The sequence below is a fragment of the Brockia lithotrophica genome (assembly GCF_003633725.1).
GTDB classification, from domain to species: Bacteria; Bacillota; Bacilli; order Thermicanales; family DSM-22653; genus Brockia; species Brockia lithotrophica.
On record NZ_RBIJ01000005.1, the window covers coordinates 91,348 to 105,258 of the forward strand.

General features: G+C 64.4%; 17 protein-coding genes. All 17 read right to left on the reverse strand.

The window, feature by feature from the left end:
- Positions 1–49 precede the first annotated feature (49 nt).
- Positions 50–1,399: a replicative DNA helicase gene (gene dnaB / locus C7438_RS07705; protein ID WP_121444789.1), complete on the reverse strand. Its 1,350-nt coding sequence runs from the start codon at positions 1,397–1,399 to the stop codon at positions 50–52.
- Between the two features lie 31 nt (positions 1,400–1,430).
- Positions 1,431–1,886: a 50S ribosomal protein L9 gene (gene rplI, locus C7438_RS07710; RefSeq protein WP_211322146.1), complete on the reverse strand. Its 456-nt coding sequence runs from the start codon at positions 1,884–1,886 to the stop codon at positions 1,431–1,433.
- 82 nt (positions 1,887–1,968) lie between these two features.
- Positions 1,969–2,196, reverse strand: coding sequence for a 30S ribosomal protein S18 (gene rpsR / locus C7438_RS07715; protein WP_121444791.1), 228 nt, complete (start codon positions 2,194–2,196; stop codon positions 1,969–1,971).
- A 54-nt stretch (positions 2,197–2,250) separates the two neighbouring features.
- Complete coding sequence (locus C7438_RS07720) at positions 2,251–2,682, reverse strand: single-stranded DNA-binding protein (RefSeq protein ID WP_121444792.1); 432 nt, start codon at positions 2,680–2,682, stop codon at positions 2,251–2,253.
- Between the two features lie 51 nt (positions 2,683–2,733).
- Complete coding sequence (rpsF, locus tag C7438_RS07725; protein ID WP_121444793.1) at positions 2,734–3,027, reverse strand: 30S ribosomal protein S6; 294 nt, start codon at positions 3,025–3,027, stop codon at positions 2,734–2,736.
- Between the two features lie 153 nt (positions 3,028–3,180).
- The gene (locus tag C7438_RS07730; protein ID WP_121444794.1) at positions 3,181–3,684 is read right to left on the reverse strand and encodes a DUF1641 domain-containing protein; all 504 of its coding nucleotides are present in this window, start codon (positions 3,682–3,684) and stop codon (positions 3,181–3,183) included.
- Between the two features lie 23 nt (positions 3,685–3,707).
- Complete coding sequence (locus C7438_RS07735) at positions 3,708–4,853, reverse strand: NAD(P)/FAD-dependent oxidoreductase (protein ID WP_121444836.1); 1,146 nt, start codon at positions 4,851–4,853, stop codon at positions 3,708–3,710.
- Between the two features lie 130 nt (positions 4,854–4,983).
- The gene (gene ychF, locus C7438_RS07740; RefSeq protein ID WP_121444795.1) at positions 4,984–6,084 is read right to left on the reverse strand and encodes a redox-regulated ATPase YchF; all 1,101 of its coding nucleotides are present in this window, start codon (positions 6,082–6,084) and stop codon (positions 4,984–4,986) included.
- 67 nt (positions 6,085–6,151) lie between these two features.
- Positions 6,152–6,364 carry a DUF951 domain-containing protein gene (locus C7438_RS07745; RefSeq protein ID WP_245956577.1) on the reverse strand — a complete coding sequence of 71 codons (213 nt, stop codon included), beginning with the start codon at positions 6,362–6,364 and terminating at the stop codon, positions 6,152–6,154.
- Positions 6,361–7,014, reverse strand: a complete 654-nt coding sequence (locus tag C7438_RS07750) for a lysophospholipid acyltransferase family protein (protein WP_121444796.1) — start codon at positions 7,012–7,014, stop codon at positions 6,361–6,363. The genes C7438_RS07745 and C7438_RS07750 overlap by 4 nt, the downstream gene beginning before the upstream one ends.
- A gap of 29 nt (positions 7,015–7,043) precedes the next feature.
- Entirely contained in the window at positions 7,044–8,009 is a 966-nt protein-coding gene (locus tag C7438_RS07755) for a diacylglycerol/lipid kinase family protein (RefSeq protein ID WP_121444797.1), read from the reverse strand.
- Positions 8,010–8,025: 16 nt separating this feature from the next.
- Positions 8,026–8,721, reverse strand: coding sequence for a DUF554 domain-containing protein (locus C7438_RS07760; RefSeq protein ID WP_121444798.1), 696 nt, complete (start codon positions 8,719–8,721; stop codon positions 8,026–8,028).
- A complete protein-coding gene (locus C7438_RS07765; protein WP_121444799.1) occupies positions 8,718–9,590 on the reverse strand; it encodes a ParB/RepB/Spo0J family partition protein in 873 nt (290 codons plus the stop codon). Before C7438_RS07765 ends, C7438_RS07760 begins: the two co-directional genes overlap by 4 nt.
- Positions 9,556–10,347, reverse strand: coding sequence for a ParA family protein (locus C7438_RS07770; RefSeq protein WP_121444800.1), 792 nt, complete (start codon positions 10,345–10,347; stop codon positions 9,556–9,558). Before C7438_RS07770 ends, C7438_RS07765 begins: the two co-directional genes overlap by 35 nt.
- A 17-nt stretch (positions 10,348–10,364) precedes the next feature.
- Entirely contained in the window at positions 10,365–11,216 is an 852-nt protein-coding gene (noc, locus tag C7438_RS07775; RefSeq protein ID WP_121444801.1) for a nucleoid occlusion protein, read from the reverse strand.
- Between the two features lie 109 nt (positions 11,217–11,325).
- On the reverse strand, positions 11,326–12,015 hold the full coding sequence (gene rsmG / locus C7438_RS07780) for a 16S rRNA (guanine(527)-N(7))-methyltransferase RsmG (RefSeq protein WP_121444802.1): 690 nt from the start codon (positions 12,013–12,015) through the stop codon (positions 11,326–11,328).
- The gene (gene mnmG / locus C7438_RS07785) at positions 12,012–13,910 is read right to left on the reverse strand and encodes a tRNA uridine-5-carboxymethylaminomethyl(34) synthesis enzyme MnmG (RefSeq protein ID WP_121444838.1); all 1,899 of its coding nucleotides are present in this window, start codon (positions 13,908–13,910) and stop codon (positions 12,012–12,014) included. Before mnmG ends, rsmG begins: the two co-directional genes overlap by 4 nt.
- Between the last annotated feature and the right edge of the window lies 1 nt (position 13,911).

A 13,911-nucleotide genomic window follows, 5' to 3' on the forward strand; every position in this document is an offset into this window, starting at 1 on the left:
GTGTTCTACAAGACTTTCTTTCTTTTCCCGTCGCATTTCCGCCCGTCCGCTAAGCATGCGGGGCGAGCGAGACGAACTTGCTGAAGCTGCGCAAAAACCCAAGAACCACCTTTCCCGTGGGGCCATTGCGGTGTTTCTTTACCAGAACCTCGACCTTCCCGGCAGCCTCCGTGCTCTCGTTGTAGTAATCCTCACGATAGAGGAAGGCCACGACGTCGGCGTCCTGTTCGATGCTCCCGCTTTCCCGCAGGTCCGAAAGTTCGGGGCGTTTGTTTTGCCGCTGCTCCACGGCACGGGAAAGCTGGGAGAGGGCGATGAGCGGGACTTCGAATTCCCGGGCGATGGCCTTTAGCCCTCGGGAAATCGCGCTGATCTCTTGTTGGCGGTTTTCGTAGGCCCTGCGGCCCGCCTGCATGAGTTGGAGGTAGTCTACGACGACGAGGCCGAGGGGCCCCACCTCGCGCGCGAGGCGGCGCAGGCGGGTGCGCATGTCGATCAGCGTCAGGCCCGGAGAGTCGTCGACGTAAAACGGCGCTTCGGAAAGTTTGCCCATGGCGAGGGTGAGCTTGTCCCAATCCGCGGGGCCGAGTTCCCCCGAGCGAAGGAGTTGCCCGTCGAGATTGGCCTCGGCGGACAGGAGGCGCAGAGCGAGCTGCTCCGCGGGCATCTCCAGGCTGAAAAAGGCAACCGGCTTGCGCGCCCGGAGGGCTACGTGGTGGGCGATGTTCAGGGCAAAGGCCGTCTTCCCCACGGAAGGACGGGCGGCGATGATAATGAGGTCGGAACGGCGAAGCCCTGCGAGCAGTCGGTCCAAATCGAGAAAGCCTGTAGAGAGGCCGCGGACCTCCTTTTCCCCTTGGGCGAGGCGTTCCAACGTCTGATAGAGTTCGACGAGCACGTCCTGCAGACGTCGAAACCCTTCCTCCGGCCGAGATTCCACGAGCGTGGTGATTAGCCTCTCGGCCTCTTCCAAAACCTCGCGGGCCGAGCCCCCCGTATAGCCGTGGGCGGCAATCGCCTCGGCCGCGTCGATGAGCTTACGGAGGAGAGCCTTTTCCTGAATGACTTCGGCGTAGTACAGAGCGTTCTTGGGCGAAGGGACACTCGCCGCGAGGTCGAAGAGGTAGGTGTCCCCTCCGACATCCTCCAAAATCCCCTGCTCGCGGAGCTTGGCGGCTACGGAGACGACGTCTACGGGCTCTCCGTTCTCGGCAAGGGCGAGCATAGCTTCGTAGATGCGCCGATGCCCTTCGCGGTAAAAGTCTTCCGGCGCGAGAATTTCAGAAGCCCCCAGGAGGACTTCGGGGTCGAGAAAGATCGACCCGAGGAGCGCCTGCTCCGCCTCCACGCTGTGCGGCGGCACGCGAAGTGTGCCGCTCTCCTCTCCGAGAAACGTCATGCCCTACACCCCCGGCCCTCCCCCGCCCGACTCAGCGACCTTCCCCTTCCGGCACGACCTCGATGCGCAGCTCTGCGGTGATCTCTGCGTATAGCTTGACGGGGACGACGTACGCCCCGGGGTGGCGGATGGGATTCTCGAGGAGGATCTGCCTCTTTTCCACGTCGATTCCCCGCTCCCGCAGGAATTCTGCGATCATCTGCGAGGTCACCGCCCCATGGAGGCGCCCCGACTCCCCCAGGCGGACGGGAATGCGCAAGGTGAGAGACTCCAAGGCCTTCTTCCGTTCGAGGGCCGTTTTGCGCTTGCGCGCTTCCCCTTGCGCGTGCTTTTCCTTCTCGTGGGCGAGGTGGCGCAAAACCCCTTCCGTTGCCGGTTCCGCCAACTTCCGCGGAAAGAGAAAGTTGCGGGCAAACCCGTCGCTTACGTCCTTTACCTCGCCCTTGCGCCCGTGGCCGGGAACGTCCGCGAGAAAGACGACCTTCACGTCCATCCCCCTCCCCTTCCCTCGGTCCGAGAAGAAAAGAAAAGGCGAACGGGCCTCCCGTTCGCCCAAAGTGCGGCCGCGTTCACACGTCGGTCGTAAAGGGCAAGAGCGCGAGGTGGCGGGCGCGCTTGATGGCCCGCGTGAGCATGCGCTGGTAACGAGCCTTCGTCCCCGTCACCCGGCGGGGGAGGATCTTCCCCCGCTCGTTGATGAACTTCCTGAGGAGCTCGACGTCCTTGTAGTCGATGCGGTCGATCTTGTTCACCGTAAAGTAGCAGACCTTTTTCTTCTTCCGGCTCCTGCGCGCCAAGGTTTCCACCTCCGTAAATCGAATTTCCCCTGAGCCGTCGCCTGCCGATGTCCTTTAGAACGGGAGGTCGTCTTCGCTCAAGTCCACTTCTTCCGCGTCGAAGAACGGATCGACCGAACCGCCCGCCGCAGGGGCAACCTCTGCCTCCCCGTCCTCCCGCCGTCCGCGCGGCGAGTCGAGGAAGAGGATGTTGTCCGCAACGACCTCCGTGACGTACACCCGCTGCCCGTCGCGGTTGTCGTAGCTCCGGGACTGGAGCCGCCCTTCTACGGCGACCTGCCGCCCCTTTTTCAGGTTTTCCCCTACGATCTCCGCGAGCTTCCGCCAGGCGACGATCGAAATGAAGTCCGCCTTTCGGTCTCCGTCTGCACCTACGAACGGGCGGTCTACGGCAAGTGTGAACGTCGTCACCGCGACGCCGTTTTGCGTGTACCGCATGTTCGGATCGCGCACGAGACGGCCAACCAAAACGACCCGGTTGATCATCCTCCCCCGCCCCTCTCCACGCGCAGACCTTCGGGAAGAAGGCCCTTGCGCTCAGTCCTCGTCCGTGCGGACGATGAGGTGGCGGATGATCGACTCGTTGAGGCGGATGACGTGTTCGAGCTCGTACGCCGCCTTGGGCGGGGCGGTAAACTCGAACACGGTGTAGATTCCTTCGCGAAACTTATTGATCTCGTAGGCGAGGCGCCTCTTCCCCCACGGGTCGACCTTCGTCACCTCTCCTCCGCGCTCAACGATCGCGGAGACGATGCGGTTGCGTTCCTCGGCAACTTCTTCGTCGCGAAGGTCGGGTCGGTGGATCGTCACGAGCTCGTAACTCCGCTTCATCGATACCCTCCTTTTGGACATCTGGCCCCTTTCGGAGCAAGGAGTCGGACGCGAGGTCCGAACGGACGTCATCGTATTATACCAGAGTTCTTTTCTCATACGCAAGAAAGGCGGCCGTCCCCTTCGGCGGCCGCCGCGAACGATTCTCCCCGTCTACGCCGAATGCCCGGACGAAGGAGCGCCCTCGCCGCGCCGGGAGCGGGCGAGTTCCCTTCCCAAGGCCTTGAAAAAGAGGAGAAAAAACGTCATCCCCTCCCGCACCTCCGGGTCCCAGAGCATGCGCAGCGCCCCCATGGGGGTGAGGGGTTCCTTGAGTTCGGCCCGCGCCTCGCGCGCGGCGCGCAGGGCGGAAACCGCACTTCCCGCCAAATCCCCCGCTCCTGCCTGCAGGGCGTCGTCCAAAAACTCGACCCCTCGGACGGCCCAGCCCGTATACTCGGACATCATCTCCGCCGTAAAGCTCGTCTTGAGGGTGGCGAGAAACTCGGAGATCTCGATGAGGACGCGAAGCATCCCATACTCCTGCATCTCCGCGAGGCCCGACAGAGCCTCTCTGAGCCCTTCCGACGCCGTGGGCAGCGTCCGCAACACCTCGAGCACTTCCGGAGTGAAAATCTCGTCCAGCGACGCCGCGGTCCGGCGTTCTCCCTCGCTCACGGGTGCCACCTCCTGAATCTCCGTTAGAGAAGTCCGCGTGCGGTGAGCCAGTACATTTCGTTGTACATTCCCTTGAACCAGTAGAGGAGTTCGGTGGACGGGATGGGCCGCGGAGGCGTGTTGTAGTCACAGCCGATGAAGCTCGACTCGTGGAGGTCGGAGACGAGGAAACAGGCGAGTTTCCCGTCGTAGCGCGCCGTCTCCGGAAGGCCCCGCAGGCGGTGGACGATGTTGTTTACGAGGGACTCCGCCTGGTAGTGCGCCGCCGATCCCGCCTTGCTGATCGGGATGTTTGTGGCATCTCCAATCACGTACACGTCGTCGCGTCCCGCGAGCTTCAACGTGTAGCGGTCGGTGGGCAAAAACCCGAGCGTGTCCCCCAATCCCGACGCCTCGATCACCGGAGCACCGCGGTGCTTCGGTATAGCGATGAGGAGGTCGTATTCGTGCGTTTCCCCCTTTTCCGTGCGCACGACGCGTTTCTGGGGATCGACCTCTACGACGCGTACTTCAGGAAGAAAGGTGTATCCCCGGGCGGCAAAGCGCTTGGCGATGAATTCGGCGATCCCGGGTTCGTGGTGTAGTTGGGGGGAGGGGTGGCTGTAGATGAGTTCGACGTTCTGCCGCCGGCCTTGGGAACGTAGGTAGGCGTCGATGATAAAGAAAATTTCGATAGGCGCTACAGGGCACTTGAGGGGCAAGTCCTGGACGATGAGGATGCGCCCCTTCTCGAAGTTCGCGAGGGCGTCGCGCAGGCGAAGCGAGCCTTCGACCGTGTAGAAGTTGTGGGCCCCTTCGCGCATTCCCGGAACGAGGTCGAAGTCCGGACGCGCCCCCGTGGCGAGGACGAGGATGTCGTAGGAATACGTGTTGCGCGCCGTACGCAGCTGTTTCCGCTCGACGTCGATGCGCTGCACCTCTTCCATGAGGAGGCGGACGCCCCGGCGCACGAGCGATTTCTGCGGCCGCGTGTAGTGCTCGATCTCGTGCTCTCCCGTGACGACGAAGAGAAACCCCGGCTCGTATACGTGGACCTCTCGGTTGGCGAAGAGGAGGAGCTGGACCTCGTGGTCTTCGATCTCGCGGGCGAGGCGGCGGGCGAGGCGGTTTGCGAGGAGGGTGCCCCCCGCACCTCCCCCGACTATGGCTACGGTCTTCACGACGTTCATCCCCTCGCTTGTATGGGATTCCGAAAAAATACGGCGGAGGCAGACAGGATTCCCTTTCGCTCCCATTCTACCACTTCATACCTCCGGGCAACCCCGGTGGAGTGCGGATACGATTGGGGATGTCGCCGTCCTACACGTGGAAGCGGAAGAGGATCACGTCCCCGTCCTGAACAACGTAGTCGCGCCCCTCGAGACGGACGAGCCCCTTCCGGCGTGCCTCCTCCATGCTTCCGGCACGGACGAGATCTGCGTACGCGACGACCTCCGCGCGAATAAACCCCCGTTCAAAGTCGGAGTGGATCACGCCGCCGGCTTGGGGGGCCTTCGTCCCCTCGCGAATCGTCCAGGCGCGGGCCTCCTTTTCCCCCGCCGTAAAGAACGTGATCTGCCGAAGCAGCCGGTAGGCCGCCGCGATGAGGCGGTCGAGCCCCGGCGCCGGAAGTCCGTAGGCCTGGAGAAACTCCCGCCTCTCCTCCGGAGGTAGAGACTGGAGTTCGGCCTCCAGGGCCGCGGAAAGCACAACGACTTCCGCCCCCTCTTCGTCGGCACGGGCGCGCACCGCGCGGACGAGCGGGTGGTCTTCGGGATTTTCCGCGAGCATCGCCTCGGAGACGTTGGCGACGTAGAGGACCGGCTTCGCGGTGAGGAGGTGGAGTTCGGCGAGGAGGTCTGCACATTCCTCGGGTTTCCACATGCGTGCCGGTCTTCCCTCTCCAAGGTGCGCCGCCAATTCTTCGAGGCAAGCGGCTTCCTTGTGCGCCGCTTCTTCGCCTACGCGCGCCCTCTTCCCCACCCGTTCCAGGCGACGCTCCACGGTTTCGAGGTCCGCAAGGAGAAGTTCGGTGTTCACGATCTCGATGTCGCGCGCGGGATCTACCCGTCCGGCGACGTGCACGACGCCCGGATCTTCGAAGGCGCGGACGACGTGCACGATGGCCTCCACCTCGCGAATGTGGGCGAGGAAGCGATTCCCCAGCCCCTCCCCCTTGCTCGCCCCAGCCACGAGGCCGGCGATGTCTACGAAGCGAACGGTTGCGGGGATTTTTTCCCGCGAACGGAACATTTCCGCCAGAACGTCGAGGCGCGGGTCGGGAACGGGGACGACTCCAACGTTGGGATCGATCGTGCAAAAGGGAAAGTTTTCCGCTGCGGCCCCCGCCTGCGTCAGGGCGTTGAAGAGCGTGGATTTCCCGACGTTCGGCAAACCGACGATTCCTGCGCTTACCGCCACTCCGCTTCTCCTCTCTTGAGGTGAACTCCGATCCGACAAGGAAACCCGCCGACGAGGCGGTACGAAGTCAACGCCCCGACGGCGGGAAGAAGTTTCCTTCCGCGATGACCTCGCGGAGCTTTCGTTCCAACTCCCAACGGGGAAGAAGGAGGATTCGCCCGCACGTCGTACAACGCAGGCGCACGTCCGCACCGACAAAGAGGACCTCCCACGTGTCTCCGCCGCACGCGTGGGGCTTTTTGAGCCTCACCCGATCGCCTACCCGAAGTTCGGAGATCACGTTTTCGCCCCCCCGTGGTTCGGCCTGGCCTCGTCTTCCCCCGCCTCCGTCCGCCCTTCTCCCTCGCGGTAGAGCTCGGTGAGGGCTTCCTTAATCCGCGCGGCAAACCCCTCCGCATCCTCGCCACTGCGCGGAAAAAGAGGACGTCCGTATACGAGGACCACCCGAGCCGGCCGGATAAAGCGCGCCCCCTTGGGAAACGCGCGGCCCGTTCCCACGAGGGCAACGGGAAGCACGGGGATCCCCGTCTTAAGGCTCACAAAGGCCGCCCCGTGCTTGAGGGCTGCTTCCGCAAGTCGCGGGTTGCGCGTGCCTTCCGGAAAGATCCCGACGTTTTTTCCTTCCTGGAGAAGCCGGAGTGCCCGGCGCACGGCGCCGATGTCGTACGCCTCGCGGTTTACGGGAAAGGCGCCGAAGGCGCGGACGAGCGGCCCCAAAACGGGAGAGGCGAAGAGTTCCTTCTTCGCCATGAAGTAGATGGGCCTGGGGAAAAACGCGTCGAGATACACCGGATCGAGGGCGCTCTCGTGGTTGCCCACGACGACGTACGTCCCAAGCGGATCGAAGCGCTCCCGCCCTACGATGCGGACGCGGTGGTAGGCGCGGATGAACTCGCGCACGAGCGGCCGCAGAAGGTAGAAGTACCACACGGAGAACCCCTCCGGAGCCCCTCTTTTCCCTAGGGAAGCATCGCCATGGGTTCGGGAACTTCCTCGGAAATCCGCAGTTCCTCACGCCCTCGGGGAACGAAGATCCAAAGTCGCCTCGGCTCGACCGTGAGACGAAGGGGTTCCTCGCCGAGAATCTCCCCGTCTGCCTGCACGGGAAAGGACGCCAGACGAAACCGTACGCGCACGTTTCGACCGCGTAGGACGGTGACGTACGGCGTCCGCGTGTGCAATCCCGTGTATACGAGGGGAAAGATGAGGAGAAACGGGAGCCGTCCGACGCGGTGGACGACGCACACGTCCACCAATCCGTCTTCTGGACTCGCCCCCGGACAAATCCGCATCCCCCCAGCAAAGAAAGGGTGGTTGGAGGCGACGACGAGCCACACGCGGTGAAAGAGGTAGACCCGATCGTCGACGACGATCCGGGCGCTCCGCGGACGAAACCGAACCCACTTCGCGAGAAGGAGAAGGACGTACACGAACTTGGAAAGGGAGGTCGGCCAACGTCCGCTTCCCTTCAGGCGATTTGCCGCGTCGGCGACGACGCCGTCGATTCCCACCCCTGCGGCGTTGAGAAAGTACCGTTCACCTAAACGCCCTACGTCCGCCCTGCGGACGGTACCCTGAAGAACCGCCTCGAGCGCCGCCTCCCAGGAAGAAAAGCCAATCCCGTGGGCGAGGTCGTTCCCGGATCCCGCGGGGATCACCCCGAAGGGGAGAGAGGGCGCCGTCCGCAAGAGGGCGTTCACGACTTCGTTTGCCGTTCCGTCGCCCCCTACGGCGACGACGGCGCGGTAACGTCCGGTGCGCAGGACGCGAAGGGCTGTGTCGTATCCATCGGCCTCGGGGGTCGTAAAGACGGCTTCGTACGCGGTTTGGGACGCACGGAGCCGCCCTTCGACCGCCTTCCAAATCCGCTCGGCCCGCCCGCTTCCCGCGCGGGGATTTACGACGAAGAGCAGAGGACGCTGCATACCGATCCCCCCGGCCCTACACGAATAGAGCCAACAAGCCTGCGACGACCAAGGCGGGCAACATGTTTGCCACGCGCAGGCGCGTGAGCTCGAGCAGGTTGAGTCCGATGGCGAAGATGAGAACCCCCCCGACGGCGCTCACCTCTGCGGTGATCCTGAGAAGGAGGTCCTCGGAAACCGCGCGCGTAAGCCAGCGTGCGGAAAGCGCTATCGTCCCTTCGTAGAGAAACACGGGAACGGCGCTCAAGGCGACTCCCGGACCCAACGTGCCCGCAAAGAGGACGGCCGTAAACCCGTCGAGAAACGCCTTGGTGTACAACACATGATGCTCGTTTCTGAGCCCGCCGTCAAGAGCGCCGACGATGGCCATCGACCCGACGACGTACACGAGAGACGCGGTCACGAAGGCATTGGCTACACCCCCCCGCCTTCCCGCGCTCAGCCGCGCCTCGAGTTCCCTTCCCAAGGCTTCGAGTTTCCCGTGAAGGTCCCACCGCTCCCCGAGGAGCGTGCCCGAGGCGAGACTCGCGACGACGACGAGGAAGTGCGGGGACGCGAGAACCATCTGAATCCCGAGGATGGACACGGCGAGGGCGATGCTGCGAAGAACGGCGTCTGCCGTGGACGCCGAGAGGCGAAAGACGCGCACGCCGAAAAGCGTACCGACGAGTATGGCTGCCGTGTTCACGACGGTGCCCCAAAGTGCGCTCACCGAGCCCCGCCCTTCCCCACGAGGAGTTCGGCGATGCGCTCCAGGTCCTCGCGATCGAAGAAGGCGATCTCTACCGCCCCCGCCGCACCGGAAGCGCGGATCCGCACGGGTGCGCCGAGCGCTTCGGACAGTTCCCGCTCGAGAACCGCGTATTCGGACGGGCGTCCCGCCGTTTCCTCACGCCGCACAGTGCTGCGACTTCCCCGCCTCTGTCTGCGGAGGAATTCCTCGAGCCTGCGCACGCTCCAGCCCTCGCGCACGACGCGATCCGCGAGCTCGCCGATCGTCCGGGGGTCTTCGAGTCCCGCGAGCATCTTCGCGTGTCCCATGCTGAGCGTTCCACGTGAAACATATTCCTGAACCCGCTCGGGAAGGGCGAGAAGGCGGAGGTAGTTCGCCACGAGCGAGCGGCTCTTCCCCATCTTGCGCGCGACCTCGTCCTGCGTGAGGGAAAAGCGTTCCATGAGCGCGCGGTACGCGCGGGCGATCTCGATGGGGTCGAGGTCTTCCCGCTGGACGTTTTCGATGAGCGCGACCTCCATCATCGTCGCGTCGTCAAAGGAGCGAAGGACCGCCGGAATCCGCTCCAGTCCCGCCAATCGCGCGGCGCGCACGCGGCGCTCGCCGGCGATGATCTCATAGGCCTCACCCCCCGCGAGTGGCCGCACGAGGATGGGCTGAAGGACGCCGTGCTCGCGAATGGAAGAGGCGAGTTCCTCCAACGCCTCGGCGTCGAACGTGCGCCTGGGCTGGTACGGGTTGGGCCTTAGGGAATCGAGGGGAATCTGGACGACTTCCTCTCCCTCACGTACTTCGAGGGTGGGAAGGAGCGCGTCAAGGCCGCGCCCAAGGGCCGACTTTCTTTTCATGTTGTTCGAGCACCTCCCGCGCAAGCTCTACGTACTGTTCGGCTCCCTTGGAACGCGGATCGTACACGGTGATCGGAAGCCCGTGGCTTGGAGCCTCGCTCAATCGGACGTTGCGCGGAATGATGGAGCGGTACACCTTTTCCTTGAAGTAGCGCTTCACCTCTTCTACGACCTGAATGCTCAGGTTCGTCCGCGCGTCGAACATCGTGAGGAGCACGCCTTCGACGGTGAGCTGCGGATTGAGGTGCTTTTGCACGAGGCGAATCGTGTTGAGGAGCTGACTCAGCCCTTCGAGGGCATAGTACTCACATTGAATGGGAATGAGAACGCCGTCCGCCGCCGTGAGGGCGTTCACCGTGAGCAAGCCCAGGGACGGCGGCGAGTCGATGTACACGAACTCGTAGGCGTCCCGAATTCGCTCCAGGGCGCGCCGAAGGCGAAGCTCGCGCGACATGGTGGGAACGAGTTCGATTTCCGCCCCGGCGAGCTGAATCGTAGAGGGAAGGACGTCCAAGCCTTCCACCGCCGTGGGGCGCACGACCTTCTCGGGGGGCACTTCGTTGATGAGGACGTCGTACACGTCGAATGTGACGTCCGCCTTGCTCACGCCTACCCCACTCGTCGCGTTCCCCTGAGGATCCATGTCCACGAGGAGGACGCGCTTCCCGAGCATCGCGAGGGCGGCCGAAAGGTTTACGGCGGTCGTCGTCTTGCCCACTCCACCCTTTTGGTTTGCGATGGCGATTACCCGCCCCACGCTTCCTCCCTACCTCTCTACGCCCGTTTTCGCAACACGACGCGGAGGACGACCTGTCCCTCCTCGACGTGTTCTTCCACCTCCGCGTCGATCCCGGCCTCCCGCACCATCTCCACCGCTCGTCGCAAGGTATTCAAGGCAATGCGCAGATCGCGAGCGACACCGCGCGTATTCCCGCGAAATACGCCCTTTGCCCCCTTCCGCGACGTTCCCCGCTTTCCCTCGACCAGTGCCCGCACGCGTGCTTCCGTCTCTTTGACCGTGAGCTCGCGCTCCGTGATTTCCGCCAAAAGCCTGCGCAGCGCCTCCTCGTCTGTCACGGCGAGAAGCGCCCGGGCGTGGCGCTCGGAAATCCTGCGCTCCGCGAGCGCCTCTTGCACGAACTCCGGCAGGGATAAGAGCCTGAGCTTGTTGGCGATCGTCGATTGGCTCTTTCCGAGCTCCCGGGCGAGGGCCTCTTGCGTCAGGCCGTGTAGCTCCATGAGTTTCTGGTAGGCGATCGCTTCCTCAATCGGCGAAAGCGACTCGCGCTGCAGGTTTTCGATGAGGGCGAGGGCCGCCGCCTCGCGATCGCCGAGCTCGCGCACGATGGCAGGGATCGTGGGAAGTCCTAGGCGCTTCACCGCCCGAAGGCGCCTCTCCCCGGCGATGACCTCAAATCCCTCCCCGACCGGCCGGACGACGATGGGCTGGATGAGGCCGTGGCGGCGAATCGTCTCCACGAGTTCGTCGATTCCCTCGTCGGAAAAAACGCGCCTCGGTTGGTACGGCCCGGGAAACACCTTGTCCACAGGGAGTTCCTGTACGCGCTCCGCGGGAACTCGGTCCCCGCCCGACTTCCCCCAGAGTCGCCTAAGCGGTCCGGACATCTTCCTCCGCCCCTACCGATCACCAAGTGTACTCCTTCTCTTTGTTCTCCTCGGGATCGGCGCTTTCCTGCCGGCCCCGCACCCGAAGGCGTTTCACGTGAAACATCGATCAACCTCGCTTTTCGGGCCGCCGCCGGAACCAGAGGAGGACGCGTTCGCCAAATCCCTCGGGGAGAGAGAGCGTCTCTTCCCCGAAGAGATCCCAGAACGCCTCGATTTCCGTCCGTGCTGCGGGGATCTCTTCCCGAACCCCGGGACCTTTCATGGCCAAAAAAACTCCCCCCGGAGACAAAAGGGGACGCACCCAAGGGAGCAGACGCGCGAGCGGCGCAACAGCCCGGGCTACCGCGAAGCGGTGCCGTTCCGGGTGCGACCGGGCGTAGTCCTCAACTCGCGCGTGCAGGACCTCGACCCCTTCGAGCCCGAGGCGTCGGACGACCTCGCGGACGAAGAGCACGCGCTTCCGCGTAGCCTCGAGACCCAAAATCCGGAGGGAGGGCCGGAGGATCTTCATGGGGAGGGAGGGAAACCCGGCTCCCGTCCCCACGTCCACCAAGAATTCCTCCTGCGGAAAGTAAGGCGAAAAGAGGGGGGTAAGGGAATCCCAAAAGTGCTTGACGTATACCCCGAGGGGATCCGCAATCGCCGTGAGGTTGACGCGTTCGTTGGCGCGAACGAGGAGGGTGTAGTAGGTGCGAAAGGCCTCGCGACGCCATCCGTCCAATTCCACCCCACGGGCAGCCAGAAGCGCGGCGAGGAGTTCCTCGCTTCGTTGGAGCTCCTGGGAAACGTCGTTCACCGCGTCGCCTCCTTCCGCCGCTCCCGCTGCGCGAGGTAGACGAGGAGGGCCGAGACATCTGCCGCATGCACCCCGGGCACGCGGGCCGCTTGCCCCACCGTAAGGGGACGAACGCGGCGGAGCTTTTCCCGCGCCTCTTGCGAGAGGCCTGGAACGGCGTCGTAGTCCAAGTCGGGGTCGAGGCGTTTGTCCTCCAGGCGGCGCATGCGCGCGACTTCCTGGGCCTCCCGCGCGATGTACCCTTCGTACTTTGCCTCGATCTCCACAGCCTCGGCCACGTCGCGCGGAAGCGGAGAAGGCGGGGGCAGGACCCGAAGGAGGTCGGTGAACGAAACGTCGGGCCGTCGGAGGTACTCGTAGGCCGAGAGCGGTTCCCGCGGAACGGGAAGGCCGTGGGCGCGGAGCACCTCCTCGTCCCCCGGACCGACGCGCAGGGTGGTTAGGCGGCGTCGCTCGGCCTCGATCGCTTCGACCTTTGCGAGGTAGGCGCGATAGCGCTCCTCGGACACGAGCCCCACCCGGTAGCCGACGGGAACGAGGCGGCGATCTGCGTTGTCGAACCGGAGGAGGAGGCGACGCTCCACGCGCGACGTGAGCATGCGGTACGGTTCGTCCACGCCGCGCGTGACGAGGTCGTCGACGAGGACGCCGATGTATGCCTGGTCGCGCCCCAAGACGAGTGGCGGCTCCCCAAGAACGAAGCGGGCGGCGTTGATCCCCGCGAGGATTCCCTGGGCGGCCGCCTCTTCGTACCCAGAGGTCCCGTTAATCTGCCCAGCGGTGAAGAGGCCACGCACACGCTTCGTCTCGAGGGACGGCCAGAGCTCCAAAGGGTCTACGGCGTCGTACTCGATCGTGTAGCCGACGCGGAGGATGCGCGCGCCTTCCAATCCGGGAATGGTTCGCAAAAGTTCCCGCTGTATGTCTTCCGGAAGGCTCGTAGAAAGTCCCTGCACGTACACTTCGTACGTATCTGCACCGTCAGGCTCGAGAAAGATCGGATGGCGTCCGCGGTGGGGAAAGCGCACGATCTTTTCCTCGATCGAAGGGCAGTAGCGGGGCCCTACGGCGTCCATGGCCCCGGAAACCTGAGGTGCCCGATCGAGGTTGAGACGGACAATTTCGTGCCCCGGAGGGGTCGTGTACGTGAGGTACGTGGGAAGCCCCGCGCTCGTAAGCCCTTCCTCCGCCCGCGACGTGTAAGAAAAGTAAGGGGCATCGGGATCGGGATCTTGCCGTTCGAGGCGCGAAACGTCGATCGTCCTTCCGTCGAGACGGGGCGACGTGGACGTCTGAAGCCGGAGCACGCGAAAGCCAAGCCGAACGAGTTGCTCCCCCAAGGCGCGCGCCGCGGGCAGGTTCTCCGGACCGCTCGGGGTGCGGCGTTCCCCAACGATGACCACGCCGTTCAAAAACGTCCCCGTGGCAAGGATGACGGCCGCCGCCTCGTACACGGCTCCCGTATCCAAACGCACCCCGCGGACGCGCCCGTCGGCGACGTCGAGTGCCACCACCGCCCCTTGCCGCAGGTCGAGTCCCGGCGTTTCCTCGAGGACGCGCCGCATGTACCGCGAATACGCCGCCCGGTCGACCTGGGCGCGGAGCGCGCGAACGGCCGGACCCTTACTCGTGTTGAGCATCCGCCTCTGAAGGGCGGTCCGATCGGCCGCCCGGGCCATCTCCCCTCCGAGGGCATCCAGCTCTCGAACCATGTGGCCCTTTCCGGGGCCACCTATCGAGGGATTGCAAAACATCCGGGCGATGAAGTCCAGGTGCAACGTGACGAGGAGCGTACGTCGACCGAGGCGCGCAGAGGCGAGGGCAGCCTCTACGCCGGCGTGCCCCCCTCCTACGACGATCACGTCGTACGCTCCTGCCCAAAAGCCTTCCGCCACC